Source organism: Schaalia cardiffensis F0333, from assembly GCF_005886435.1.
GTDB classification, from domain to species: Bacteria; Actinomycetota; Actinomycetes; order Actinomycetales; family Actinomycetaceae; genus Pauljensenia; species Pauljensenia cardiffensis.
In genome coordinates this window covers 1,719,355-1,743,397 of the sequence record NZ_CP040505.1, presented here as the reverse complement: position 1 = coordinate 1,743,397, position 24,043 = coordinate 1,719,355, and the positions used below count along the sequence as shown (strand labels likewise).

21 protein-coding genes and 3 tRNA genes are annotated in these 24,043 nt (G+C 63.5%); 22 read left to right on the top strand and 2 right to left on the bottom strand.

The window, feature by feature from the left end; all coding sequences use genetic code 11:
• The first annotated feature begins 20 nt into the window (after window positions 1–20).
• The 17 genes from FFA61_RS07295 to htpX all read left to right on the top strand — a co-directional run bounded on the left by FFA61_RS07295 (window position 21) and on the right by htpX (window position 19,904).
• Window positions 21–380, top strand: a complete 360-nt coding sequence (locus tag FFA61_RS07295) for an NADH-quinone oxidoreductase subunit A (RefSeq protein WP_005963425.1) — start codon at window positions 21–23, stop codon at window positions 378–380.
• 20 nt (window positions 381–400) lie between these two features.
• Window positions 401–955 carry an NADH-quinone oxidoreductase subunit B gene (locus FFA61_RS07290; RefSeq protein WP_005963427.1) on the top strand — a complete coding sequence of 185 codons (555 nt, stop codon included), beginning with the start codon at window positions 401–403 and terminating at the stop codon, window positions 953–955.
• Window positions 952–1,662 (top strand): NADH-quinone oxidoreductase subunit C, encoded by a 711-nt coding sequence (locus tag FFA61_RS07285; protein WP_005963429.1) that lies wholly within the window; start codon window positions 952–954, stop codon window positions 1,660–1,662. Before FFA61_RS07290 ends, FFA61_RS07285 begins: the two co-directional genes overlap by 4 nt.
• Entirely contained in the window at window positions 1,662–3,011 is a 1,350-nt protein-coding gene (locus FFA61_RS07280; protein WP_005963431.1) for an NADH-quinone oxidoreductase subunit D, read from the top strand. Before FFA61_RS07285 ends, FFA61_RS07280 begins: the two co-directional genes overlap by 1 nt.
• On the top strand, window positions 3,008–3,700 hold the full coding sequence (gene nuoE, locus FFA61_RS07275; RefSeq protein WP_005963433.1) for an NADH-quinone oxidoreductase subunit NuoE: 693 nt from the start codon (window positions 3,008–3,010) through the stop codon (window positions 3,698–3,700). The genes FFA61_RS07280 and nuoE overlap by 4 nt, the downstream gene beginning before the upstream one ends.
• Entirely contained in the window at window positions 3,697–4,998 is a 1,302-nt protein-coding gene (gene nuoF / locus FFA61_RS07270; protein WP_005963435.1) for an NADH-quinone oxidoreductase subunit NuoF, read from the top strand. Before nuoE ends, nuoF begins: the two co-directional genes overlap by 4 nt.
• Window positions 4,995–7,559 carry an NADH-quinone oxidoreductase subunit G gene (locus FFA61_RS07265; RefSeq protein WP_005963437.1) on the top strand — a complete coding sequence of 855 codons (2,565 nt, stop codon included), beginning with the start codon at window positions 4,995–4,997 and terminating at the stop codon, window positions 7,557–7,559. Before nuoF ends, FFA61_RS07265 begins: the two co-directional genes overlap by 4 nt.
• Window positions 7,556–8,866, top strand: a complete 1,311-nt coding sequence (gene nuoH / locus FFA61_RS07260) for an NADH-quinone oxidoreductase subunit NuoH (RefSeq protein WP_005963439.1) — start codon at window positions 7,556–7,558, stop codon at window positions 8,864–8,866. Before FFA61_RS07265 ends, nuoH begins: the two co-directional genes overlap by 4 nt.
• Window positions 8,859–9,518, top strand: coding sequence for an NADH-quinone oxidoreductase subunit NuoI (gene nuoI / locus FFA61_RS07255; RefSeq protein WP_005963441.1), 660 nt, complete (start codon window positions 8,859–8,861; stop codon window positions 9,516–9,518). Before nuoH ends, nuoI begins: the two co-directional genes overlap by 8 nt.
• On the top strand, window positions 9,515–10,486 hold the full coding sequence (locus FFA61_RS07250; protein WP_005963443.1) for an NADH-quinone oxidoreductase subunit J: 972 nt from the start codon (window positions 9,515–9,517) through the stop codon (window positions 10,484–10,486). The genes nuoI and FFA61_RS07250 overlap by 4 nt, the downstream gene beginning before the upstream one ends.
• Window positions 10,483–10,782, top strand: coding sequence for an NADH-quinone oxidoreductase subunit NuoK (gene nuoK, locus FFA61_RS07245; protein ID WP_005963444.1), 300 nt, complete (start codon window positions 10,483–10,485; stop codon window positions 10,780–10,782). The genes FFA61_RS07250 and nuoK overlap by 4 nt, the downstream gene beginning before the upstream one ends.
• 14 nt (window positions 10,783–10,796) lie before the next feature.
• Complete coding sequence (nuoL, locus tag FFA61_RS07240; RefSeq protein ID WP_005963446.1) at window positions 10,797–12,767, top strand: NADH-quinone oxidoreductase subunit L; 1,971 nt, start codon at window positions 10,797–10,799, stop codon at window positions 12,765–12,767.
• A gap of 14 nt (window positions 12,768–12,781) precedes the next feature.
• Window positions 12,782–14,338 (top strand): complex I subunit 4 family protein, encoded by a 1,557-nt coding sequence (locus FFA61_RS07235; protein WP_423213310.1) that lies wholly within the window; start codon window positions 12,782–12,784, stop codon window positions 14,336–14,338.
• Window positions 14,335–15,903 carry an NADH-quinone oxidoreductase subunit NuoN gene (gene nuoN, locus FFA61_RS07230; protein ID WP_005963450.1) on the top strand — a complete coding sequence of 523 codons (1,569 nt, stop codon included), beginning with the start codon at window positions 14,335–14,337 and terminating at the stop codon, window positions 15,901–15,903. Before FFA61_RS07235 ends, nuoN begins: the two co-directional genes overlap by 4 nt.
• A complete protein-coding gene (locus tag FFA61_RS07225) occupies window positions 15,900–16,913 on the top strand; it encodes a polyprenyl synthetase family protein (protein ID WP_005963452.1) in 1,014 nt (337 codons plus the stop codon). The genes nuoN and FFA61_RS07225 overlap by 4 nt, the downstream gene beginning before the upstream one ends.
• 444 nt (window positions 16,914–17,357) lie before the next feature.
• Window positions 17,358–18,854, top strand: coding sequence for an FAD-dependent oxidoreductase (locus FFA61_RS07220; RefSeq protein ID WP_040313626.1), 1,497 nt, complete (start codon window positions 17,358–17,360; stop codon window positions 18,852–18,854).
• Window positions 18,855–19,031: 177 nt separating this feature from the next.
• Window positions 19,032–19,904, top strand: coding sequence for a zinc metalloprotease HtpX (gene htpX, locus FFA61_RS07215; protein ID WP_005963458.1), 873 nt, complete (start codon window positions 19,032–19,034; stop codon window positions 19,902–19,904).
• 201 nt (window positions 19,905–20,105) lie between these two features.
• Here htpX and FFA61_RS07210 read toward each other — a convergent pair whose 3' ends face one another.
• Entirely contained in the window at window positions 20,106–20,609 is a 504-nt protein-coding gene (locus FFA61_RS07210) for a YajQ family cyclic di-GMP-binding protein (RefSeq protein WP_005963460.1), read from the bottom strand.
• A 133-nt stretch (window positions 20,610–20,742) separates the two neighbouring features.
• Here FFA61_RS07210 and FFA61_RS07205 point away from each other — a divergent pair.
• The 4 genes from FFA61_RS07205 to rpmG all read left to right on the top strand — a co-directional run bounded on the left by FFA61_RS07205 (window position 20,743) and on the right by rpmG (window position 21,312).
• Window positions 20,743–20,824 (top strand) — tRNA-Tyr (locus tag FFA61_RS07205).
• A gap of 92 nt (window positions 20,825–20,916) precedes the next feature.
• Window positions 20,917–20,989: transfer RNA gene (locus FFA61_RS07200), tRNA-Thr, on the top strand.
• A gap of 25 nt (window positions 20,990–21,014) precedes the next feature.
• Window positions 21,015–21,091, top strand: a tRNA-Met gene (locus FFA61_RS07195).
• Window positions 21,092–21,141: 50 nt separating this feature from the next.
• Entirely contained in the window at window positions 21,142–21,312 is a 171-nt protein-coding gene (rpmG, locus tag FFA61_RS07190; protein WP_005963462.1) for a 50S ribosomal protein L33, read from the top strand.
• Between the two features lie 233 nt (window positions 21,313–21,545).
• Here rpmG and FFA61_RS07185 read toward each other — a convergent pair whose 3' ends face one another.
• Window positions 21,546–22,316, bottom strand: a complete 771-nt coding sequence (locus tag FFA61_RS07185) for a FadR/GntR family transcriptional regulator (RefSeq protein WP_005963466.1) — start codon at window positions 22,314–22,316, stop codon at window positions 21,546–21,548.
• A 62-nt stretch (window positions 22,317–22,378) separates the two neighbouring features.
• Between FFA61_RS07185 and FFA61_RS07180 the strand changes: the two genes are divergently transcribed.
• Window positions 22,379–23,935 (top strand): ABC transporter substrate-binding protein, encoded by a 1,557-nt coding sequence (locus FFA61_RS07180; RefSeq protein ID WP_005963468.1) that lies wholly within the window; start codon window positions 22,379–22,381, stop codon window positions 23,933–23,935.
• The last annotated feature ends 108 nt before the right edge of the window (window positions 23,936–24,043 follow it).

Genomic DNA, 24,043 nt, shown 5'->3' with positions numbered 1-24,043 from the left:
GATCGATCCATGGAGGAAAGATGACGAATCCCTATTTCCCGCTGCTCATCATGGCTGCGGCGGCACTCGTCCTGGCCTTCGGCGGCCTGGTCGCCTCCGCCATCCTTGGACCGACGAAGAAATCACAGACGAAGGCCGATAACTACGAATGCGGAATCGAACCGACCTCCGCACACCTGCACGAGGGCCGATTCCCGGTCCGCTACTACCTCGTCGCGATGACCTTCATCATCTTCGACATTGAAGTCGTCTTCATGTACCCCTGGGCCGTGAGCTTCAACCAGCTCGGCCTCTTCGGGCTCATCGCCATGCTGACCTTCATCGCGCTCATCACCGTTCCCTACGCCTACGAGTGGCGTCGCGGCGGACTCGATTACTGAGGGACAGGAAGGAACAACCAATGGGTCTTGAAGAAAGCCTGCCCGCCGGCGTTGCGCTGACGAGTATCGAGAAGGTCCTCGGCCTTGCACGCAAATACAGCCAGTGGCCCGTCACCATGGGCCTGGCCTGCTGCGCCATCGAAATGATGGCCGCAGGTACCCCCCGATTCGACATGTCGCGCTTCGGCCTGGAAGTCTTCCGCGCCTCGCCGCGCCACTCCGACATGATGATCGTCTCGGGGCGCGTCTCCCACAAGATGGCGCCCGTGATTCGCCGCGTCTACGACTCCATGCCCGAACCCAAGTGGGTCATCTCCATGGGCGCCTGCGCCTCCTCAGGCGGCATGTTCAACAACTACGCCGTCGTCCAAGGATGCGACCACATCGTGCCCGTTGACGTCTACCTCCCCGGCTGTCCGCCGCGCCCCGAAGCCCTCATCCACGCGGTTCTCGTGCTGCGCGAACAGATCGGCAAAGAACCCCTGGGCGTCAACCGCCGCGAAATCGCGCGCAAGGCCGAGCAGGCAGCGCTCGCCGCCACCCCGACCCACCAGATGAAGGGACTCCTCGCATGAGCGACGAACTCGTCACGCCCAGCGACGCCACCGGGGTCGCCCCCCTCAGGGCCTTCGCTCCGCCCGAGCTCATCACCCGTCGCCACGGCATGTTCCCCGACACGAGCGGATTCTCCGGCCTCGTCACCGAAAGCTTCCTGCCCGGCGAATCCCCCCGCCCCTACGGCTCCTGGTTCGACACCGTCGTCGACGTCCTCGAAGAACTCCTGAGCGCCGACGGCCTCGACATCAAGGACGTCATCGAAAAAGTCGTCGTCGACCGGGGCGAACTCACGATCTTCATCGCACGCGAGCACATCGTGCGGGTCGCGAAATACCTTCGGGACGACAACGACCTGCGCTTCGAAATGTGCCTGGGCACCAACGGCGTCCACTACCCCTCAGACGAGGGACGCGAATTGCACGCGATCTACCCCTTCTGGTCGATCACCCACAACCGCATGATCCGCCTCGAAGTCACCTGCCCCGACGCCGACCCGCACATCCCCTCCATCGTGTCCATCTACCCCGGAAACGACTGGCAAGAACGCGAAACCTGGGACCTCATCGGCATTGTCTTCGATGGGCACCCCTCGCTGACGCGCACCGCCCTGCCCGATGACTGGGTCGGACACCCCCAGCGCAAGGACTACCCGCTCGGCGGCATCCCCGTCGAATACAAGGGCGCCACCATTGCGCCCGCCGATACGCGGAGGTCGTACAAGTGATGAGCACCCCGAACTTCCACGCGGCCGCCTCAGGTGCCGCCCTCAACACCGATGAGATCCCCGAGGTCATGACCCAGGGAGGCGACTGGGCGGACATCCTCAACGAGATCGAGAAGATCTCCTCGGAGCGCATCGTCGTCAACATGGGTCCAGTCCACCCCTCGACTCACGGCGTCCTGCGCCTCATCCTCGAACTCGACGGAGAAACCGTCCGCGAAACCCGCGTCGACACCGGTTACCTGCACACCGGCATTGAGAAGACGATGGAATACCGGACCTTCACCCAGGGCACGACCCTGTGCACCCGCATGGACTACGTCGCCCCCCTCTTCCAGGAGGCCGCCTACTGCCTCGCCGTCGAAAAACTCCTCGGCATCACCGATGACATCCCGGAGAGGGCCAGCCTCATCCGCGTCATGATGATGGAACTCTCACGCATCGCCTCCCACCTCGTCGCCATCGGCTCGACCGGCAATGAGATGGGCGCGACAACGATCATGACGATCGCCTTCCGCGGCCGCGAGGAGATCCTCAGGATCTTCGAACGCATCACGGGCCTTCGCATGAACCACGCCTACATCCGCCCCGGCGGCGTCGTCCAAGACATCGGCGAAGGCACCATCGACTACATCCGCGAACTCCTTCCCAAGTGCCGACACGACATCGGTGAACTCGAAGACCTCACTCGCGCCAACCCGATCTTCAAAAAGCGCCTGTGCGATGTGGCGGTCATGCCGCTGAGCGCCCTCATGGCCCTGGGCACCACGGGCCCGGGTGTTCGTGCCGCGGGCCTTCCCATGGACCTTCGCAAGTCCCAGCCCTACTGCGGCTACGAGACTTTCGACTTCGATATTCCCGTTGCCGACCAGTCCGATGTCTACAACCGCACCATGGTCCGCTTCGACGAGTGCTACCAGTCGCTGCGCATCATCTACCAGGCCCTCGAGCGCCTCGAAAAGTGCGAGGGCGCCCCGGTGATGGTCGCAGACCCGATGATCGCCTGGCCCGCGCAGCTCTCCGTCGCAAGCGACGGGCAGGGCAACTCCCTTGAGCACATCCGCGAGGTCATGGGCTCCTCCATGGAATCCCTGATCCACCACTTCAAGCTCGTCACCGAAGGATTCACCGTTCCGGCCGGACAGGTCTACCAGACGGTCGAGCACGCGAAGGGCATCCTCGGCGTCCACCTCGTCTCCGACGGCGGGACCCGCCCCTTCCGCGCACACTTCCGCGATCCTTCCTTCGCGAATCTTCAAGCACTGGCCATGATGACCGAGGGCGGCCAGCTGGCCGACGTCGTCGTTTCCCTGGCCGCAATCGACCCGGTCTTGGGAGGCGTCGACCGATGAGTTACACCGAGGAAGTCGAGGCTCGACTGCGAGCCGATTCTGCCGAGATCATCGGCCGCTACCCGAGCGGGCACTCCCGTTCGGCGCTGCTCCCGATGCTCCACCTCGTCCAGTCCCAGGACGGCTACGTCAGCCCCGATGGCATCGCCCTCATCGCCGACATCCTGGGGATCACGCGCGCCGAAGTCAGCGCCGTCGCCACCTTCTACACCCAGTACAAGCGCCACCCCACCGGCGACTACCTCGTCGGAGTGTGCACCAACTCGCTGTGCGCCGTCATGGGTGGAGACGCGATCTGGGAGGCCGTCTCCGCACACGTCGGCGTCGGCTCCGATGAGACGAACGAATCGGGGCGCATCACCCTGGAACGCATTGAATGTAACGCGGCCTGCGATTACGCGCCGGTCGTCATGGTGAACTGGGAGTTCTTCGACAACCAGACCCCCGAATCCGCTATCGCCCTCGTCGATGATCTCGAAGCCGGGCGCCCCGCCCGCCCCACGCGCGGCGCCCAAGAGGTCCCGACCTTCAAGGAAAACGAGCGCACCCTCGCCGGATTCCTCGACGGACACGAAAACGAAGGCCCCTCTGCGGGTGAGCCCTCCCTCCTCGGCCTGCGCATCGCCGCCGAAAAGGGTTGGAGCGAACCCCTCGCCCTCGACGACACCAAGGGAGGCGAACAAGAATGACGACATTCGCAACACCCGGCCCCCTCACCCCGATCCTGACGAAAGGATGGGATGAGGAACGCTCGTGGACGCTCGACTCCTACCTGTCGCGCGGAGGCTACGAAGGCCTCAAACGCGCGAACACCATGGAGGCCGCTGAGATCGTCAACGCGGTCAAGGCCTCCGGTCTTCGCGGCCGCGGCGGCGCGGGCTTCCCGACGGGCCTCAAATGGTCCTTCCTGCCGCCCGATGATGGTCGTGCCCGCTACCTCGTCGTCAACGCCGATGAGTCCGAGCCGGGAACCTGCAAAGACATCCCCACGATCATGGCGAACCCGCATGTGCTCATCGAGGGCGTTGCGATCACCTCAAGGGCGATCAACTGCCGTCACGCTTTCATCTACCTGCGCGGCGAAGTCGTCCACGTGTACCGCAGGCTCCTCAACGCCATCAAGGAGGCAAAGGAGGCGGGAATCCTCTCGGACCTGGAGATCACCGCGCACGCGGGCGCTGGCGCCTACATTTGCGGCGAAGAATCCGCGCTCCTCGACTCCCTCGAGGGCCGACGCGGCCACCCGCGCATCAAACCCCCCTTCCCCGCGGTCGCAGGCCTGTACGCCCGCCCGACGGTCGTGAACAATGTCGAGTCGATCGCGCAGGTCGTCGGGATTTTCCGCAACTCCCCCGAGTGGTACTCCTCAATGGGCACGGAGAAGTCGAAAGGCCACGGCATCTTCTCCCTGTCCGGACACGTGAAGAACCCCGGCCAGTTCGAAGCCCCCTTCGGCATCACAATGCGTGAACTCATCGACATGGCGGGCGGCATCCGCGAGGGCCACACCCTGAAGTTCTGGACCCCGGGAGGCTCCTCAACCCCGATCTTCACCGAAGCCGAGCTGGACATTCCACTCGACTACGAATCGGTGGGCGCCGCGGGTTCCATGCTCGGCACCCGTGCTCTCCAAGTCTTCGACGAGACGGTCTCCGTTGTCCGCGTCGTCACCCGTTGGGCAGAGTTCTACCAGCACGAGTCCTGCGGCAAGTGCACTCCCTGCCGTGAGGGCACCTATTGGATCAAGCAGATCATGTACCGCCTCGAAAAGGGCCAGGGCCTTCCCGGCGATGTGGATCTGCTCGACGAGATCGCCCACAACATCGCGGGACGCTCCTTCTGCCCGCTCGGAGACGCCGCAGCAACGCCGATCACCTCGGGTATCAAGAAGTTCCGTGAAGAATTCGAAGCCGGGCTGAACACTGCGGCCCGTGAACTCTTCCCCTACGAGGCATCCGCCGTCTACGCGCGAGGAGGTGTCCGATGAGCGACGCTCCCACCATGGTCACCGTCACCATCGACGACGTCGAAGTGAGCGTCCCCCAGGGCACTCTCGTTATCAGGGCCGCCGAACAGGCCGGGATCCGCATCCCGCGTTTTTGTGACCACCCGCTCCTCAAGCCCGTCGCGGCCTGCCGCCAGTGCCTCGTCGAGGTCGGGATGCCGGACCGCAACACGGGTGAGCTGCGTTTCATGCCCAAGCCCCAGCCCTCCTGCGCGCAGGCCGTCACCCCGGGAATGGTCGTGAAGACCCAGTTCACCTCCGAGGTCGCCAAGAAGGCGCAGCACGGGGTCATGGAGTTCCTCCTCATCAACCACCCCCTCGACTGCCCGATCTGCGACAAAGGCGGGGAATGCCCCCTGCAGAATCAGGCGATGACGGATGGGCGCGCCACATCTCGTTTCACGGATGCGAAGCGCAGCTACCGCAAACCCCTTCGCCTGACCAGTCAGATCCTCCTCGACCGTGAGCGCTGCATCCTGTGCCAGCGCTGCGTGCGCTTCGGCAAGGAGATCTCCGGTGACGTCTTCCTCGACCTTCAGGGCCGAGGCGGGGGCTCTGCCCCCACGGACGAGCACTACTTCATGGCCGAGCAGATCGGCGGCTTCGACACCACCACCCTCGATTTTCACGATCCCAAAGGCAAAGAGCACAGCGCCCCTGAGTTTTCCGGCCCCTACGGTGAAGCCGGGCTCCTCGGTGCCCTCAACTGCGGCGAACTCACGGAGGCCGATCGCGACCAGTCCGGGCGTGCTTTCGCGTCCTACTTCTCGGGCAATATCGTGCAGATCTGCCCGGTCGGTGCTCTGACTGCAGCCTCCTACCGTTTCCGTGCACGCCCCTTCGACCTCGTGTCCACCGCTTCGGTCACCGAGCATGACGCCTCCGGTTCTGCGATCCGCGTCGACATCCGCCGCGGCGAGGTCGTGCGCCGCATGGCCGGGAACGAGCCCGAGGTCAACGAGGAGTGGATCACCGACAAGGACCGCTTCGCTTTCGAATGGGAGAAGGAATCACGCCTGAAGACGCCGCTCGTTCGCGTTGATGGCGCCCTCGTCCCGACCTCCTGGTCCGATGCCCTCGACGTGGTCCGCAAAGGCCTTGAGGCGGCGAAGGGTCAGGTCGGCTTCCTTCCCGGTGGGCGCCTCACTTTCGAGGACGCTTGGGCGTGGTCGAAGTTCGCGCGCACCGTCGTCGGCTCCGATTCCATCGACTTCCGTTCGCGTGTCCTTTCCGAAGAGGAGCGTTCCTTCCTCGCCTCAAAGGTTGCCGGATCTGGTCTGGGTGTGAGCTATGCGGATCTGGAGAAGGCCAGGCAGGTCCTCCTCGTCGCTTTCGAGCCCGAAGATGAATGCGGCGCGATCTTCTTGCGCCTGCGCAAGGCAGTCCTCAAGGGCGGCCTGAAAGTCACGAGCGTCGCGCCTTTCACCTCCAAGGGGTCGGCGAAACTGTCGGCGAGGCTGCTGCGCGCAGCTCCGGGCACTGAAGCTGAGGTTCTTGCCTCTATCGCCGAGGGCGGGCAGAACGCCGACTTGGTGGAGGCTTTGAAGGGTGGAGTCATCCTCGTGGGCGAGCGTGCGGCTCGCGCCCCCGGCCTGCTCTCCGCCGCTCTCGAATTGGCCGAGCGTACGGGCGCGCGCCTCCAATGGGTTCCGCGCCGAGCCGGAGACCGCGGCGCGATTGAAGCGGGTCTCCTTCCGGGCCTGCTGCCTTTTGGACGTCCCCTCGATGATGCCGCTTCTCGCGAGCAGATGGGCTGGACACTGCCTCAGGCCCGCGGCCTGGATGCGTCCGCCCAGCTTGAAGGCGCCATCAACTCCAGTGTTTCCGCCCTCGTGGTCGGTGGCGTTGACGTGCGAGACTTCGAAGACCCGGCCGGTGCTCTGCGCGCCTTCGAGGCCGTTCCCTTCCTCGTGTCACTCGAAGTGCGCACCTCCGATGTCACTGAACTCGCGGACGTGGTCCTCCCCGTCGCTACCCCGACGGAGAAGAACGGGACCTTCATCAACTGGGAGGGGCGCCTGCGCCCCTTCGGCCAGGCGATTTCCGCCCGTTCCCTCACGGATCGCGAGGTCTTCACCAGGCTCGCCGAAGAGTTCGGCGTGGATCTGGGCGTCACGGCTTTGACGGACCTGTATGAAGAGGCGAACACCCTCATGGACTCTTCGGGGGCCCGTGAAGAGTTCACGCCTCTTAGCGCCCCGGCCCCGACGCCGGTCGATGCGGGCCAGGCGATCCTCGCGACCCACAAGCCAATGCTTGACGCGGGCCGCCTCCAAGATGGCGCCCCCTGGCTCGCAGGCTCAGCCCGCCGCCCGATCATCCTCGCCTCCGAGAACACTCTCGCCGCTGCAGGCGTTGCCCCCGGCTGCGCACTCACGCTCACAAATGAGCGCGGCTCCATTGAACTGCCCGCTTTCGCAGCGGATCTGCCCGACTCGGTCGTGTGGGTTCCGGAATGCTCGCAGGGGTCCCTCGTCCATCAGTCACTCGGCACCGCCGGTGCCCTCGTGACTCTCAGCGCCACTGGGGAGGTGGCCCGGTGAATCTTCTGCTCAACGCGGTTCCCAACTACACCGCATCCGACTTCTCTGAGGAGACCTGGTGGTTGACGCTGCTCAAAGCGGTGTTCATCATCGTCTACCTGATTGTCAACGTTCTGCTTGCCCTATGGGTCGAGCGACGCGGCCTCGGTCGTATGCAGACCCGTCCCGGACCGAATGTTGCAGGCCCCCTCGGCCTGTTCCAGGCCTTCGCGGATGCGGGCAAGCTCTTGTTCAAGGAAGACATGTGGACGCGTCGCTCCGACAAGTTCCTCTACTTCCTCGCCCCCGCGATCGCGGCCTTCTCCGCTTTCAGCGTCTTCGGGGTGATCCCGATGGGCCCGAATGTCAATCTTTTCGGCCACTCGAGCCCCCTGCAGCTCGCCGACATGCCCGTCGCGACGCTCTACATCCTCGCGATCACCTCCCTGGGCTTGTACGGCGTGGTCCTCGGCGGCTGGTCGACTCGCTCGACCCTTCCCCTCTACGGCGCGGTCCGTTCCTCCGCCCAGGTGATCTCCTATGAACTCGCCATGGGCATGGCCCTCGTTTCCGTGTTCCTCATGTCGGGGACAATGTCGACATCGCAGATCGTCGCCTCTCAGGGCAATGTCTGGTGGGCCTTCGCATTGATTCCCGCTTTCCTCGTCTACTGCATTTCCGCGACTGGCGAGGTCAACCGCCTCCCCTTCGACCTTCCCGAGGCCGAGGGCGAACTCGTCGCCGGTCACATGACCGAGTACTCCTCGATGAAATTCGGCTGGTACTACCTGTCCGAATACGTGAACATGCTCAATGTCTCCGCGGTTGCGACCACCATGTTCCTCGGCGGATGGCATGCGCCCCTGCCCTTCTCCTTCTTCGCCTTCTTCAACGAGGGCTGGTGGGGAATGCTGTGGTTCTTCCTCAAGATGTGGTTCTTCATGTTCCTACTCATCTGGACCCGTGCGACCCTCCTGCGTTTCCGCTACGACCAGTTCATGACTCTCGGCTGGAAGTGGCTCATGCCGATCGCCCTCGTCTGGCTCGTCGCCGTTGCGATCGTCCGCGGCATCACCGCCTGGGTGGAGGTTTCCCTGCCGGTCCTGGGCGCAGTGATCGTCGCAGTGTTCGGGCTCATCATGCTCATCATGTGGATCACCGACAAGGGCGAGCCCGAGCAGCGGCCCAAGCCATCCGATGAGGAGTACACCGGCTTCGCCGACGGTTTCCCCGTCCCGCCCCTGCCCGGTCAGACGCCCATCGCCTCCTCGCGTCAGGGCCGCAATCCGATCGTCGTCACCCCTTCGAAGGAGGGCTCCGATGAGTAAGAACACCGATAAGGGCGAGGAGATGCGCTTCGAGCACGACCCGAAGGGCCCCATCGCGGAGTTCTTCGCCCCGATCGCCGGCTACGGCGTCACGATCTCTTCTTTCTTCCGTAAAACCGTCACCGAGCAGTATCCGCGTGAACAGGCCCGCGTCCAACCGCGCTTCCACGGCCGCCACCAGCTCAACCGCTACGCGGATGGCCTTGAAAAATGCATTGGCTGTGAACTCTGCGCTTGGGCGTGCCCGGCTGATGCGATCTTCGTCGAAGCCGGGGCGAACACGCCCGAAGGCCAGTATTCCCCGGGGGAGCGTTTCGGCAGGGTGTATCAGATCAACTACCTGCGCTGCATTTTCTGCGGACTGTGCATGGAGGCATGTCCGACCCGCGCACTCACCATGAGTAACGAGTTCGAGCTCGCCGTTTATGATCGCGCGGCGGACATCTACGAGAAACAGGATCTGCTCGTGCCCCTCAAAGAGGGGATGCTCGCCGCGCCGCACCCGATGGTTGAGGGACTGTGCGACGGCGACTACTACCGTGGTGAAGTCACCGGCCCAACGCAGACGCAGATCGACTGGGTCAAGGAGCACCGCCCCGACGACCCGACTATCGCTTCCGCCGAGGCCGCAGCGAAGGAGGCACGTCGATGAATCTTCTCGGTACATGGCCCACCATGGGCTCAACGGGTGAGGCGGTGCTCTTCTCTATCACCGCGATCATCATGGTCGCCTGCGCTCTTGGCGTCCTCTTCTTCAAGAAGGCCGCCTACGCGGCGATCAGCATGGTCGGCGTCATGCTCGGCCTAGCGGTCCTCTACATCACCGAGCAGGCACCCTTCCTTGGCATCGTCCAAGTCGTCGTCTACACGGGCGCCATCATGATGCTCTTCCTCTTCGTCATCATGATGATCGGCATCGGCGCGACCGACGATTACGCGACCCAATCGAAATCCCTGATCGTCGCCGCAATCCTCGCAGGACTCGGCCTCGCAGTGATCATCATCTCCGCCATCGCCCACACCACCCTCGCGGGCGAGGCCGTGGGTCTTGAACCGAAAAACCCGTATTCGGATGAGCCGATCACCGCTTTGGCGACAACGCTCTTCTCCGAGCACTGGCTCACTATGGAGGTCGCCGGAGCACTGCTCATCACCGCCGCCATTGGAGCGATGCTGCTGACACACTCCGACGCCCTCGGCCCGAAGATCTCCCAGCGTGAGACTGCGAAAGCGAAGATGCGCGCCTTCGCCGAGACGAAACGTCACATCGGCCAGCTGCCAGCTCCGGGCGTGTACGCGCATTCGAACGCGGCGGATGTTCCCGCGATCTCGGGTGAGACCCTCGCCCCGGTTGAAGAGTCCGTGCCGCGCGTGATTCGCGTGCGCGGTTTGGACCGCCGCATCGAGCAAGTCGACCCTGAGGTCGCGCAGTCGCTGATGCTCGCCCGCAGGGCAGAGGTCATCGATTCGCCTTTCGCCCCCGAGGCTTCGGCAGCGATCCCCCTCTCCGGCTCCTGGGGCATGCCCGGACCTGCCGCTCCGAGCGGCCTCGACCAGCCGCTCGCCCCCTCCACTGAGGAGGATGCGGCCCCCGCTTCAACCCAGGAGGAGGAGAAGTGAGTCTTTCCTGGTACCTCATTCTCGCGGGGGTGCTCTTCGCGATCGGCGCGGTCACCGTCCTCGTGCGTCGTTCCGCGATCATCTCCCTCATGGGAGTCGAGCTCATGCTCAACTCCGCGAACCTCGTCTTCGTGACCTTCGCTCGGATCCTCGGCGATGTGAACGGCGAAATCATGGCCTTCTTCGTCATGATCGTCGCCGCAGCTGAAGTCGTTGTCGGCCTCGCGATTATCGTGTCCATCTTCAAGTCGCGCTCCACGACGAGCGTCGACGATGTCAACCTGCTGAAGAACTGAGGGAGGAGAACCACATGACTGCATCCCTCGCACCCCTCCACGTGGTGGAACCTGTCGCCGCGAGCGGCTTCGCCTCTTACGCCTGGCTCATGATCGCCGTCCCGCTCGCCTCGGCCGCGATCCTCCTGCTCCTAGGGCGACGCTGCGACTCTTGGGGTCACCTGCTCGCCACCATTGCCTCTTGGGCTTCCTTCCTCGTGGGCGCGCTCATCGTCGCCCAGATGCTCGGCGTCGATGAAGCGTCGCGCCGCATGACGCGGACCCTGTTTACCTGGATCCCCGCCGGGGAGTTCTCAGTGGACTTCGGCCTCCTCGTCGACCCCCTCTCCATGACCTTCGTGGTCCTCGTGACTTTCGTCGGCTCGCTCATCCACGTGTATTCGATCGCCTACATGGCCCATGACGTGGATCGGCGCCGATTCTTCGCCTACCTCAACCTCTTCATTGCGGCGATGCTCACCCTCGTCCTCGCCGACTCCTACGCCGTCCTCTTCGTCGGCTGGGAGGGCGTGGGCCTGGCCTCCTACCTGCTCATCGGCTTCTGGAACCGTGTGCCAGCGAATGCGCGCGCCGCGAAGAAGGCCTTCCTCATGAACCGGGTCGGAGACATGGGAATGCTCCTCGCGATGATGGTGATGGTCGCGAACTTCTCCTCGGTCCGATTCTCGGATGTCAACGCCGGTGTTGCCGGCCTCCCGCAGGCCCAAGCAACCCTGATCGGCATGTTCCTCCTGGTCGCAGCCTGCGGTAAATCCGCGCAGTTCCCCCTGCAGGCCTGGCTCGGCGACGCCATGGCCGGCCCGACCCCCGTGTCTGCTCTCATCCACGCGGCCACCATGGTCACCGCCGGCGTCTACCTCGTCGTGCGTTCGGGCGCCGTCTACACCGCCGCCCCCATCGCGGCGAGCGCCGTCGCGATCGTCGGCGCGATCACCCTCCTATTCGGAGCGATCGTCGGCAGCGCGAAGGACGATATGAAGAAGGTCCTCGCGGCCTCGACCATGAGCCAGATCGGCTACATGATGCTCGGCGCGGGACTCGGCCCGATCGGCTGGGCCTTCGCGATCTTCCACCTCTTCACGCACGGCTTCTTCAAAGCCCTCATGTTCCTCGGTGCCGGTTCGGTCATGCACGCCATGAACGACCAGGTGAACATGCGCCGCTTCGGCGCGCTGCGCACCGCCATGAAGATCACCTGGGCGAGCTTCATGATGGGCTGGCTCGCGATCCTCGGAGTCCCGCCCCTGTCCGGCTTCTGGTCGAAGGACAAGATCATCGAGGCCGCCTTCAGTGCCCACTCCTTCGGCACACTCAACGCGCCCTGGGCCGGGTGGCTCTTCGGCCTGATCGCCCTTTTCGGCGCAGGACTCACCGCCTTCTACATGTCGCGACTCTTCTTCATGACCTTCCACGGCACAGCCCGGTGGACCACTGAAGCAGAAGGATCGGGCGTGCACCCGCACGAGTCGAGCGCCCTCATGACGATCCCGATGATCATCCTCGCTTTCGGCGCGGTCCTCATCGGCGCCCTCATGTCGATCGGCGACTTCTTCACGAAGTGGCTCGCCCCCGTCACCGGCGAGGTCGAGCACGTCGAACCGGTCTTGCCGGTCCTCGTCATTCAGCTCGCGACCCTCCTCCTCGTCATCGCCGGAACCCTTGTCGCGTGGAGAATGTACGGCGCATCCGAGGTCCCGACCGCAGTCCCAGCAGCCAACGCCCTGACCGAGGCCGCACGCAAGGACCTCTACCAGGACGAGGTCAATGAGACCCTCTTCGTCGCACCGGCCACAGCTCTGGCGAAGACCGCGAGCACAGGGGATCGTCTCATCATCGACGGTATCCTCACAGGCATCGCCGCTGCCTCGGCGGGCCTGGGGCGCCTCATTTCAGTGACGCAGAACGGCTACGTGCGCGCCTACGCGTCCTACATCCTCGGGGGCGTCATCCTCGCCCTCACCATCGTCCTCGGCTTCAGGCTGTGAGGGAGATTTCGAACATGGAAAACATCATGGCAAGCTCCTTCCCGTGGCTGACCCTCCTTGTGGCCCTGCCCGCACTGGGCGTGCTGCTCCTCGCGGTCATCCCGGGGCTGCGCAAGACCGCCGGCAAGGGATTCGCCCTGGCCGTATCACTGCTTGAACTGGCGAGCGCGATCGGCGCGGCCCTCTCCTTCGATTGGACACAATCGGGCTCCTACCAGCTCCTCGAGTCCCACCCCTGGATCGCGCAGATGGGCGTCACATGGTCCTTGGGTGTCAACGCCCTCGGCCTCATGATGATCCTCCTCGCCGTCGCCCTCGTGCCCCTCGTCCTCCTGGCCGGGTGGAACGAGGACGAGAACGAAGCGGAAGCTGGAGCCTACGCGGCCCTCGTCCTCTTCCTGGAGATGTTCATGGTCGTGATCTTCGCGGCCTTCGACCTCGTCGTCTTCTACATCGCCTTCGAAGCGATGCTCATCCCCCTGTTCTTCATGATCGGGCGCTACGGAGTGGGCGAGGCCCAAGCACGCAGGGCAGCGGCGATGAAGTTCCTCCTCTACTCCCTTGCAGGCGGACTCGTCATGCTCGGCGGAATCATCGCCCTGTGGGCTTTTGCCCCCCAGCACTCCGTAGCATTCTTCCGTCTCGATCAGCTTGCCGCCGCTTCGTCGATGCTGCCGACCACTGTGCAGATGGGTGCCTTCATCAGCTTCATGATCGCCTTCGCGATCAAGGCCCCGATGGTTCCGCTCCACACCTGGCTGCCCGATACGGCCGCCGTGTCACGTCCGGGAACCTCCGTCCTCCTCGTCGGCGTCCTCGACAAGATCGGCACTTTCGGGATGATCGCCCTGTGCCTGCGTCTTTTCCCCGAAGCGGCGGATCAGGCGAAGTGGGTGCTCTGCGCGCTCGCTGTCCTGTCGATCATCTGGGGCGGCCTGGCCGCCAACGGCCAAGACGACATCATGCGCCTCGTGTCCTACACCTCGGTCTCGCACTTCGGTTTCATGGTTCTTGGCATCTTCATTGGATCCGAGATCGCGCTCGTCGGCGCCATGTTCTACATGGTCGCCCACGGAGTGTCGATCGCCGCGATGTTCCTCCTCTCAGGGTGGTTGGCCCGCCGCGGAGGCACACAGGATATGCGCGAATACGGGGGAATGCAGCGCGTCACCCCCTACCTTGCGGGCCTGTGGCTCACCTCCGGTCTCGCCTCGATCGCACTGCCGGGCTTGTCGGGCTTCGTTCCCGAGTACCTCGTCCTCATGGGGACCTGGAAGGTGAGTATCGTACTCGCCTGCTTCGCGGTCCTCGGTGTGATCATCGCCGCCGTGTACGTCCTCATGCCCTACCAGAGGGTCTTCACGGGTGAGCCTGTGAAGGGCAAAGACGCGCTGCCCGATCTTGATCTGCGTGAAAAATCGGTCATGGCGCCCCTCATTGTCGCGATGCTCGTCCTGGGCATGTACTCGGCCCCGCTCGTCGGAGCGCTCACCCCGATCGCCTCCGATTCGGCTCTCGGCGATGCCCCCAGCGCCGTGGCCCAGACCCTCCTCGAAGGGAGCTCGAAGTGAATCTCCTCGCTTCCGCCCAATTCGCTGCGCCGCAGATCCCCTGGGCGTCACTCGTTCCGATCATCATCGTGTTCGGCGGTGCGGTCCTCGGCGTCCTCGTTGAAGCTTTCGCGCCTGCGAAGAACCGCCGCTCCCTCGTCATTGGCGTCACCCTCCTGACGCCCCTCGCCGCCGGAGCGGTCCTCGCGACCCGCTGGCTGCCGCTCCTTGACTCTCCTTCCTCTTTCGGGGAGTACATTGAGGACCCGCTGAGCATTGCCGCACAGTTCATTCTTGTCCTCATCGCTTTCCTCGCGATCCTCGTGATGGCTGACCGCAGCGAGATCGGTGATGGTGCTTTTGCGAGCCAGCCCTCGGATCGTCCGGGCTCATCAGATGAAGAGCTCTCCGATCGGAAGAACTATCAGCGTTCGGAGATGTTCCCGCTGACCCTCTTCTCCCTGGGTGGCATGATGCTCTTCCCGGCGGCGGACTCGTATGTTCTGCTCTTCGTGGCCCTTGAGGTCATGTCTCTTCCGCTCTACATTCTGGCGGCGACGGCACGCAGGCGCCGTCAGCTCTCCCAGGAGGCGGGCCTCAAGTACTTCATCTTGGGTGCTTTCGCTTCAGCTTTCCTCCTCATGGGCTCGGCCTTCCTCTACGGCTTCTCCGGTTCGCTGACGATCTCGACGCTCGCGAACAGGGTCGCCCTCGATTCGAGCATGGACTGGCTGGTCCTCATCGGCGTGTTCCTCGTGATGCTCGGCCTCCTGTTCAAGGTTGGTGCCGCGCCCTTCCACGCCTGGACCCCGGATGTGTATACGGGCGCCCCGACCCCCGTCACCGGTTTCATGGCCGCAGCGGTCAAGGTTGCGGCTTTCTCGGCGATGCTCCGCTTCTACGAGGTCGTCGCAGCGATCCTCCAGTGGGATCTCGTGCCCGTCCTCATGGGTGTCGCATTCCTGACGATGCTCATCGGTACTTTCACGGGTATCGTCCAAAGCGATGTCAAGCGCATGCTCGCGTTCTCCTCGATCGCTCACGCGGGCTTCATCCTCCTTGGCGTCTTCTCCTTGGTGAAGCTGTCAACGGGACATGTGCTCTTCTACGTGATCGCCTACGGCATCGCGACCGTCGGAGCTTTCGGCGTCGTCTCGCTTGTGCGTTCGACGAATGAGGAAGGTGTTGTCGGCCCTGAGGCGACGGCTCTGCAACGCTGGGCGGGCCTGGGTAAGAAGAACCCGCTCATGGCGGGGGCCATGCTGGTCTTCCTCCTGTCCTTCGCGGGCATTCCGCTCAGCGCGGGCTTTGTCGGCAAGTTCCTCGTGTTCTCTGATGCATTCGCGGGAGGGTTCGGCTGGCTCGTCGGATTCGCTCTCGCCTGCTCGGCGGTCACGGCCTTCTACTATTTCCGCCTCGTCCGTTTGATGTTCTTCACTGAGGCGAGCCCTGGCGCTCGTGTCGTGAAGTCTGAGGGCTTGGCCTACCTGACGGTCCTTGCCGCCGCAGCTGCGACGATCCTGCTCGGCGTATTTCCGGGACCGGTTTTGTCGATCCTCTCCCAGGTCGTCATACTGCTACCGTGACCGTTTCAGCGCCGAATCTTTCTGCTCCCGACCTCGAGGCCCGTATCCAGCCGGGGCTCGAGGTCGTCGAGCGTCGCCTCCGCGAAGCCGTTTCAGGCTCGCGCGACCTCGTGGATCAGCTCACCAGCCACCTCGCACTCGCCGGCGGTAAGCGTCTTCGCCCCGTCCTCACCCTCGTGTGCGCCCAACTCGGGGACCCTGCGAGGGCTCTCGACGAAGCGGTCATCACAGGTGCGACTGCGGTTGAGCTCACCCACCTCGCCTCCCTGTACCACGACGATGTCATGGATTCTGCGTCCGTCCGTCGAGGTGTGCCCTCCGCCCAGCATCTGTGGGGCAATAATCGGGCGATCCTCGCAGGGGATGTGCTTTTCGCCCGCGCTTCGGTGCTCATCGCCGCGCTCGGCCCGGAAATGGTGTCCCATCATGCGCGCACTTTTGAGCGCCTGTGCATCGGCCAGTTGAATGAGACTTTCGGACCGGAAGAAGGGCAGGACCGCGTCGACTTCTACATCAAGGTCCTCGCCGATAAGACGGGGTCCCTCGTTGCCACGGCAGCTCATTTCGGCGCGTGGCTTTCGGGTGCTGGCGAGGAAGTCGCGGCGATCGTGTCCGAGTTCGGCGAGCGCATTGGCGTTGCCTTCCAGATCGCCGATGATGTCATCGACCTCGCTTCGAATGGCGATACCTCCGGGAAGACCCCGGGCACTGATTTGCGTGAAGGGGTCGACACCCTCCCGGTGCTGCTGCTCAAGCGCCGCCTCGCCCAGGGCACGATCGACGAGGACGGGCGCCGCATCCTCGAAGCCCTGGATTCGGACTTGTCCTCGGATGAGGCTCTGGCTGAACTTGTTGCGGCTCTGCGTCGCCACGAGGTTTTGGAAGAGACCCGCCAGATGGCTAAGGATTGGTCGATGCGCGCGATCAAGACGCTTGAGCCCCTGCCTGAGGGGGAAGCGAAGACAGCGCTCATCGCTTTTGCGCACCTCATGGTGGATCGTCTGGCTTAAAGGGCTCCGCCCACTTGGCCAGTGCGTGGGGATGAAGCGCACGAGGGCGGCGGCGAACATGGGGGCAGCGTCCCCTCGGCAGTGCGCTGGGCCAAAGGGGAGTCATTAAGGCCCGCTTCATGGGTGTCGGGTTGTGTACTTGCGGGTGATGTGCGTTGAGGGGCCGTTTGCGTGAGCGCGGGCGGCCCCTTTTCTCACCTTAAGGAGGCGAAGCGGGCAATGCCCCGCGCTTGGGACAAGTGTGTCCTCCTTTCCCCACCCGTGTCCCATTCGCCTCAATGGGCCTGTGCGCCGCTGCCTTATGGGACCTGTGAGCGACTGAAAGGAGTGAGGCGGGCAACGAAAAGCGACCAGGGCCTGCAGGATCGTTAGGATCGAAGCAACCGCGGGTGCGTCCCGCATTGTGCAAGCCCCCGAGTGGTGGGGATCGAGAGGAGAAACAGCGTGACAGCTGTCAACGTTGCCGTCATCGGAGCGGGCCCCGCAGGCATCTACGCTTCCGACATTTTGTCGAAGTCGGGCCTTGAGGTGAATATCGACCTTTTCGAACGCCTGCCCGCACCCTACGGCCTCGTCCGCTACGGCGTCGCCCCCGATCATCCGCGCATCAAGCAGATCATTGTGGCGCTCTACAAGATCTTGCAGCGTGGAGACATTCGCCTCCTGGGCAATGTCGAGGTGGGCCGCGACATTACGATCGAGGATCTTCGTGACCACTACGACGCCGTTATTATCGCGACCGGGGCCGACCGCGATGCCCCCCTCGACATTCCGGGCGTTGAGCTGCCCGAGTCCTACGGGGCCGCCGACTTCGTGTCCTGGTACGACGGCAACCCTGATTACCCCAGGACCTGGCCGCTTCGCGCGAAGTCCGTCGCGGTCGTGGGCGTGGGCAATGTGGCCCTCGACGTTGCGCGCGTCCTCGCCAAGCACGCCGAGGACATGATGACCACAGAGGTGCCCCAGAACGTCGCCGAGGGCCTGGCGGAGAACCCGATCACCGATGTCCACGTTTTCGGTCGCCGCGGCCCCGCCCAAGTGAAGTTCACGCCCCTGGAATTGCGCGAGCTCGGGAAGGTCCCGGACGTTGACGTCATCGTCGACGAAGAGGACTTCGACTTCGACGAGGGCTCGGAGAAGACCCTGCGCGAGTCGAACCAGCAGCGCCAGGTCGTCAAGACCCTCACGAATTACGCCTCCGTCGATTCGGAAGAGCATACGGCCTCCCGCAGGATTCATATTCACCTCTTCCAATCTCCCGTGGAGATCCTCGCCGACGAGAAGGGGCACGTGAAGGCTTTTCGCACTGAACGCACTGAACTCACCGGAGACGGTTCGGTGCGCGGCACCGGGCTCATCACGACCTGGCCTGTCGAGGCCGTGTACCGCGCCGTTGGCTACGCTTCTTCGCCCATCCCGGGCCTGCCCTTCGACGAGGAGCGTCACGTCGTGCCGAATATTGAGGGGCGCGTCGTGCCGAGCCCGGATTCGCCGCTTGAGGATGCCCTCCTGGGAATCTACGCGACGGGGTGGATCAAACGCGGCCCCGTCGGATTGATTGGCTCGACGAAGTCCGATGCGCAGCAGACCATCGCCCATCTCGTTGAAGATGCGAATGAAGGGCGTTTGCACGCGAAGACCTCGGAAGTTGGCCACGAGGCCATGGTCGCCCTCCTCGAAGAGCGCGGCGTCGAATACACGACCTGGCAGGGGTGGGAGCTCCTCGACGCCTACGAGCGTCAACTCGGTGAAGAGTACGGCGAATTGCCTGAGGGACGCGGGATGCGCGAAAGGGTGAAGGTCGTGTCTCGTCGGGCGATGACCGATATTTCTCGCGGCTGTGAGGCTGGGGCGGACCTTATCGGTGAGATGGGGGAGATGGGCGTGCCCAGCGCTCCTGAACGCTTTGAGGACTACTCCGGTCCGGGCCGGCGCTTCTAAGGCCATTTCAGGGGCGAGGTGACGAACGCGGGGGCGGGGGCGCAAGGCCACCCGCCCCCGCGCTCATCCTTTGAGTGCGATGCCGAGTTTTGGAACAGGATCGTTGAACAGGGAACCTCAGGCGTTCGTTCTGACTCTTCCCAGGTGATATCCAGGGGTGGCACCTATGCTTCGGATATGACTGAGCGGAGTTATCACAACGGTTTGAAAACCGCGGTCCTCCTCGGGGGCATGTGGGCCCTCCTCCTCGCGATTGGCGCTCTTATCGCCGGTGGAAGCGGCCACTCCTATTGGATCTGGATCTTCGCTCTGATCGGACTGTTCCAAACCGGCTACGCCTATTGGAACTCGGCGACAATGGCCCTGCGTGCAATGAACGCCTACCCCGCATCGCAGGCGCAGTATCCTCAGCTCTATGCGATGGTCCACGAGCTCGCAGAAAAAGCGAATCAGCCGCTGCCGAGCATCTGGATCGCGCCGACGAGGACGCCGAACGCTTTCGCAACAGGTCGAGATCCCCAGCATGCGGCCGTGTGCTGCACTGAGGGTATCCTGCAGATCCTCGGCGAGCGCGAGTTGCGCGCCGTCCTCGGCCATGAGCTTATGCACGTCTACAACCGGGATATTCTCACCTCTTCGGTCGCCGCAGCCTTGGGTGGGCTCATCACCTCGATCGCTCAGTTCCTCATGTTCTTCGGCGGGGGACGACGCGATAACGACAGGGGTGGGATCGGTGTCTTAGCGACTCTCGCAATGGCTCTTCTGGCGCCTCTGGCTGCGAGTATCCTCCAGTTCTCGCTGTCGCGCACCAGGGAGTTCGACGCGGACGAGGACGGGGCTCGCCTCAGTGGTGACCCTCTTGCCCTCGCCTCTGCTTTGCGCAAACTGGAAAGTGGGACCGATCAGGTGCCTCTCACCCCGACTCCGCAGGTGCAGAATGTGTCGGCCCTGATGATCGCGAACCCCTTCCGGGGCTTGCGCAATCTGTTCTCGACTCACCCGCCGATGAATGAGCGCATTGCCCGTCTCGAAAAGATGGCCGGTTACTGAGCGCCAAGAAGGTATAAGAGGCGAGGCCGGGGGAGTTTCCCCTCCGGCCCCGCCTCTAAAGCTTGGTGAGAGCCCCTGTGTCGTGCTCGGCTGCACCCGCGTTCATGGCCGAGCGGCCTTAGGGGCCTACCCGTGTGTTTGGCCGCCATTCATGGCGGAGTGCGGGCGCAGCGCGGCCTCGTCGCCTGCAGGGGGAAGGACTCAGCGGTAGTTGACGAACTGGAGGGCGACATCGAGTTCGTCACCCTTAGGGCCTTTGAGCAGGGCGATGACCGCTTGGAGGTCGTTGCGCGACTTGGAGGAGACGCGCAGTTCATCGCCTTGGATCTGCGCTTTGACACCCTTGGGGCCTTCCTCGCGGATCAGCTTTGAGATCTTTTTCGCAATGTCTTGGGCGATGCCCTCACGAAGAGGAGTGACGAGCTTGTAGATCTTGCCCGAGGGCTTGGGCTCGCGGTCCTTGTAGTCGAGGCATTTGAGTGAAAGACCCCGGCGGATGAGCTTGGACTGGAGGACATCGAGGATCGCGAGGACGCGATCGGCCGAATTGGCCTCCATCTCGATGGCGTCACCCGCCAGGCGGATCGTGGCGTCGACTCCGCGGAAGTCGTAGCGGTTCGCGATCTCCTTCGCGGTCTGATTGACGGCGTTGTCAACCTCTTGTCGGTCCAGCTTGGAGACGATGTCGAAAGATGAATCAGCCATGGTGTCCTCTTTTCGGTGGAGTCTGCGGGGCGATCCTGCCCAAGATTCTAGGGTGATCGGTCGCACTTGAGCGCGATTGGCGTTCGATGCGCTTGTCTTGTTATTCTTTCACGGCACCGCGAAAGCGGAGCATGGCGGGATACCAAAGCGGCCAAATGGATCTGACTGTAAATCAGACGCTTCGTGCTTCGGGGGTTCGAATCCCTCTCCCGCCACGGTCCTGACTTCGGTCAGGAATGCGTGTGAGGTCCTTCTCAGGAAGGCTGATTGCGAAAGCAGTCAACGCTGAGTTAGGCTCTTCCGCGTTGCCCCGATAGCTCAGTCGGCAGAGCGTCTCCATGGTAAGGAGAAGGTCAAGGGTTCGATTCCCTTTCGGGGCTCTGGTTGCGGCGAAGGTCGCACCGCGGCGGGGTAGCTCAGCTGGTCAGAGCGCACGACTCATAATCGTGAGGTCGCGGGTTCGAGCCCCGCCCCCGCTACCAAGATGACAGGTCGCGCGCCGACACCACTATTCAGCAAAAGAGGACACACCGTGGCAAGCAAGTCTCAGGATGTTCGCCCCAAGATCACTCTGGCCTGCTCGGAGTGCAAGGAGCGCAACTACATCACGAAGAAGAATCGTCGCAATACGCCGGATCGTCTTGAACTGGCGAAGTTCTGCCCGCGTTGTCGCAAGTCGACGGCGCACCGCGAGACCCGCTGAGTCGCGTTTTTTAAAAAAGTCCCCGAGGAGGAATCTTCGGGGATTTTTTGTATTGAGTGTCGATCAGTGAGCTCAGCCTCCGATCAGTGAGGAGCCCCTTCCTCGGGGTTGCATGCGCGCTGCGCTGAACAGGAGCGCGTTCCCCCTGCGCTGAAGGGGAGCCGTGCATAGAAGAGGAAGGGGGGGAGGCAGTGCGGCGGAGGGCCCAGCCTTGGCGGGACCCTCCGGGTGAATCACTCCGAATCGGAGATGAGCTTGCTCAGTGGGGCGTAGTGGAATTCGACCGCGGCGGCATAGCCCTCGAGGTCGCCTTCTTCGCAGGCCCGGAGGATGTCGCCGTGTGCGCGGGCCGTGAGCAGCATCGCCTCGTGGTCGGCCGGATGCAGGCTCGGGGTCACCGTCTGGTGGATGAGCCACATTGCGGAAATGAGCTGTTCGAGCATCGTGTTGTGCAGCTGCTTGATGAGCGTGGAGTGGAAGGCGATGTCGTCGTCGTAGTAGGTTTCCCCGGCTTCGGCGTGTTCGCGCATCGAGGTGACGAGTTTTTCGAGTTCGGGGTTCTTCGTGCCCTTCATTGCGGCGACGAGTTCAGCGCCGATCCCCAGGTCGAGGGCCTTGCGGATCGCGATCACCTCGGATAAGGAGCTCGTCCCTCCTTTGACGTCGAGGGCGGAGCGCAGTACGAGGGTCTCGACCAGGGGACGCATGGACATATCACCGACGTAGGAGCCCGATCCTCGTTGGGAACGGACGATGTCGAGGGCTTCGAGCCTTCGCATTGCTTCGCGTACGGAGGAACGAGAGACTCCGAGTTCGGCGCATAGCGCGGCCTCGGTCGGCAGGGGAGAGCCGGGGGTGAGTCCATGCGCGAGAATGTATGCCTTGATCGAATCCATCGTCATCGTTGAACGATTGGACGAGGTCGAGGCGTCTTTATCATTTTGTAACGTTTTTGAGCCGGCCAGATTCGCCAAACCCACTTGCAAAGAGTTGTCAGACAACATAAGGTCATTCTATCGGATTCGAGCGTCCCGCTCGAGTCTTTACTCAACGGTGAGGAGTAACAATGCGTTTGCGCAAGCACATGGCTGCAGGCGTGGCACTCATGGCCACAGCCACCCTGGTGCTTTCCGGTTGTGGCGGCTCTGCGGAGAAGACGACGCAGTCCGAAGCCCCAGCGGCCGGCCCTAAGGGTGAACTCAACGTCGGCGCCGCCTACGAAACGACCGACTACGGCCCGATCACGACCTCGGCGCTCGCCATGGGCACCAACTGGGAGGTCCTCGAAGGCCTCTACCAGTTCCACATGGCCGACTACTCGGTGTACCCGGCCCTCGCCGCCGGTGACCCGGTCAAGGTCTCCGACACCGTCTACGAGGTCACCCTCCGCGACGGCGCCAAGTTCTCCGACGGCACCCCCGTCACCGCCGAGGACGTCGTGAGCTCCTACGCTCGCACCACCGACGACAAGTCCATCTACAAGCAATTCTTCGGCTTCGTCGAGTCGGTCACCGCCAAGGACGACAAGACCGTCACCATCGAACTGAAGTACCCCTTCGCGAGCCTCAAGGAACGCTTCACCAACGTGAAGATCGTCCCGACCTCGATGGACGCCGACAGCCTCAAGGCCAAGCCGACAGGTTCGGGCCCGTACATGTACGAGAACATCACCCCAACCGAGGTCACCGCCGTTCCCAACCCGAACTACAACGGCGAAGCCCCCGCGACGGTTGAGCGCATCCGCTGGCACGTCCTCAAGGACGACTCCGCACGCCTGGCCGCCGCCCTCGACGGCACCACTGATGTGATGGAAGCCGTCCCGGCCTCCGCCTCCGACCAGATCAAGGCCACCGGCTGGACCGTCGAGTCCGTTCAGGGCTACGGCAACCCCTTCCTCATGTTCAACACCACCAAGGCCCCCTTCAACGATGCCAAGGTGCGCCAGGCGATCCACATGGCCATCGACAAGCAGAAGCTTGTCGACTCCGCCATGGAAGGCCAGGCAACGGTTGCAACATCCTTCCTGCCGAACACCAACCCCTCGTACAAGAAGACCACGACCCAGCTCGACTACAACGTTGACGCCGCCAAGGCCGCCATCTCCGCCGCTGGCCTGAGCGAGATCAACCTCACGACGACCGACCACCCGTGGATCCAGAACCTCATCCCCCAGATCAAGGCTGATCTTGAAGCCCTCGGTCTGACGGTCACCGTCAACTCCATGGCCTCCTCCGACCTCTACTCGAACGTCGCCGACGTTGACTCGCCCACCTTCGATGTCATCCTCGCCCCCGGTGACCCCTCGGTCTTCGGCACCGACCCCGGCATCATCATGGGCTGGTGGAACGCCGACAACGTGTGGACCAACAAGCGTTCGCAGTGGAAGAACGCTGACCCGGAGAACTTCAACAAGTTCCAGGAGATCATGAACGAAGCCGTTCAGCTTGACGGCGATGCCGCCAAGGCCAAGTGGGGAGAAGCCCAGGACTTCCTCGCCGAGCAGGCCGTCACCTACCCGCTGTTCCACCGCAAGCTGATCACCGCGTACAACGGCGACAAGGTCACCAACTTCAAGCCGATCGCCTCGACCGGCCTCGACCTCGTTGGCGTCGGACTGAAGTAAGCAGTCCCGCCTGCCATTTGGCAGCCCCTATCTGAAGAGGAGGGGCGGGTGCTCTCCCGCTACCCGCCCCTCCTTTTGCATGCCAAATGGCCGAAACAGGAGTATGAG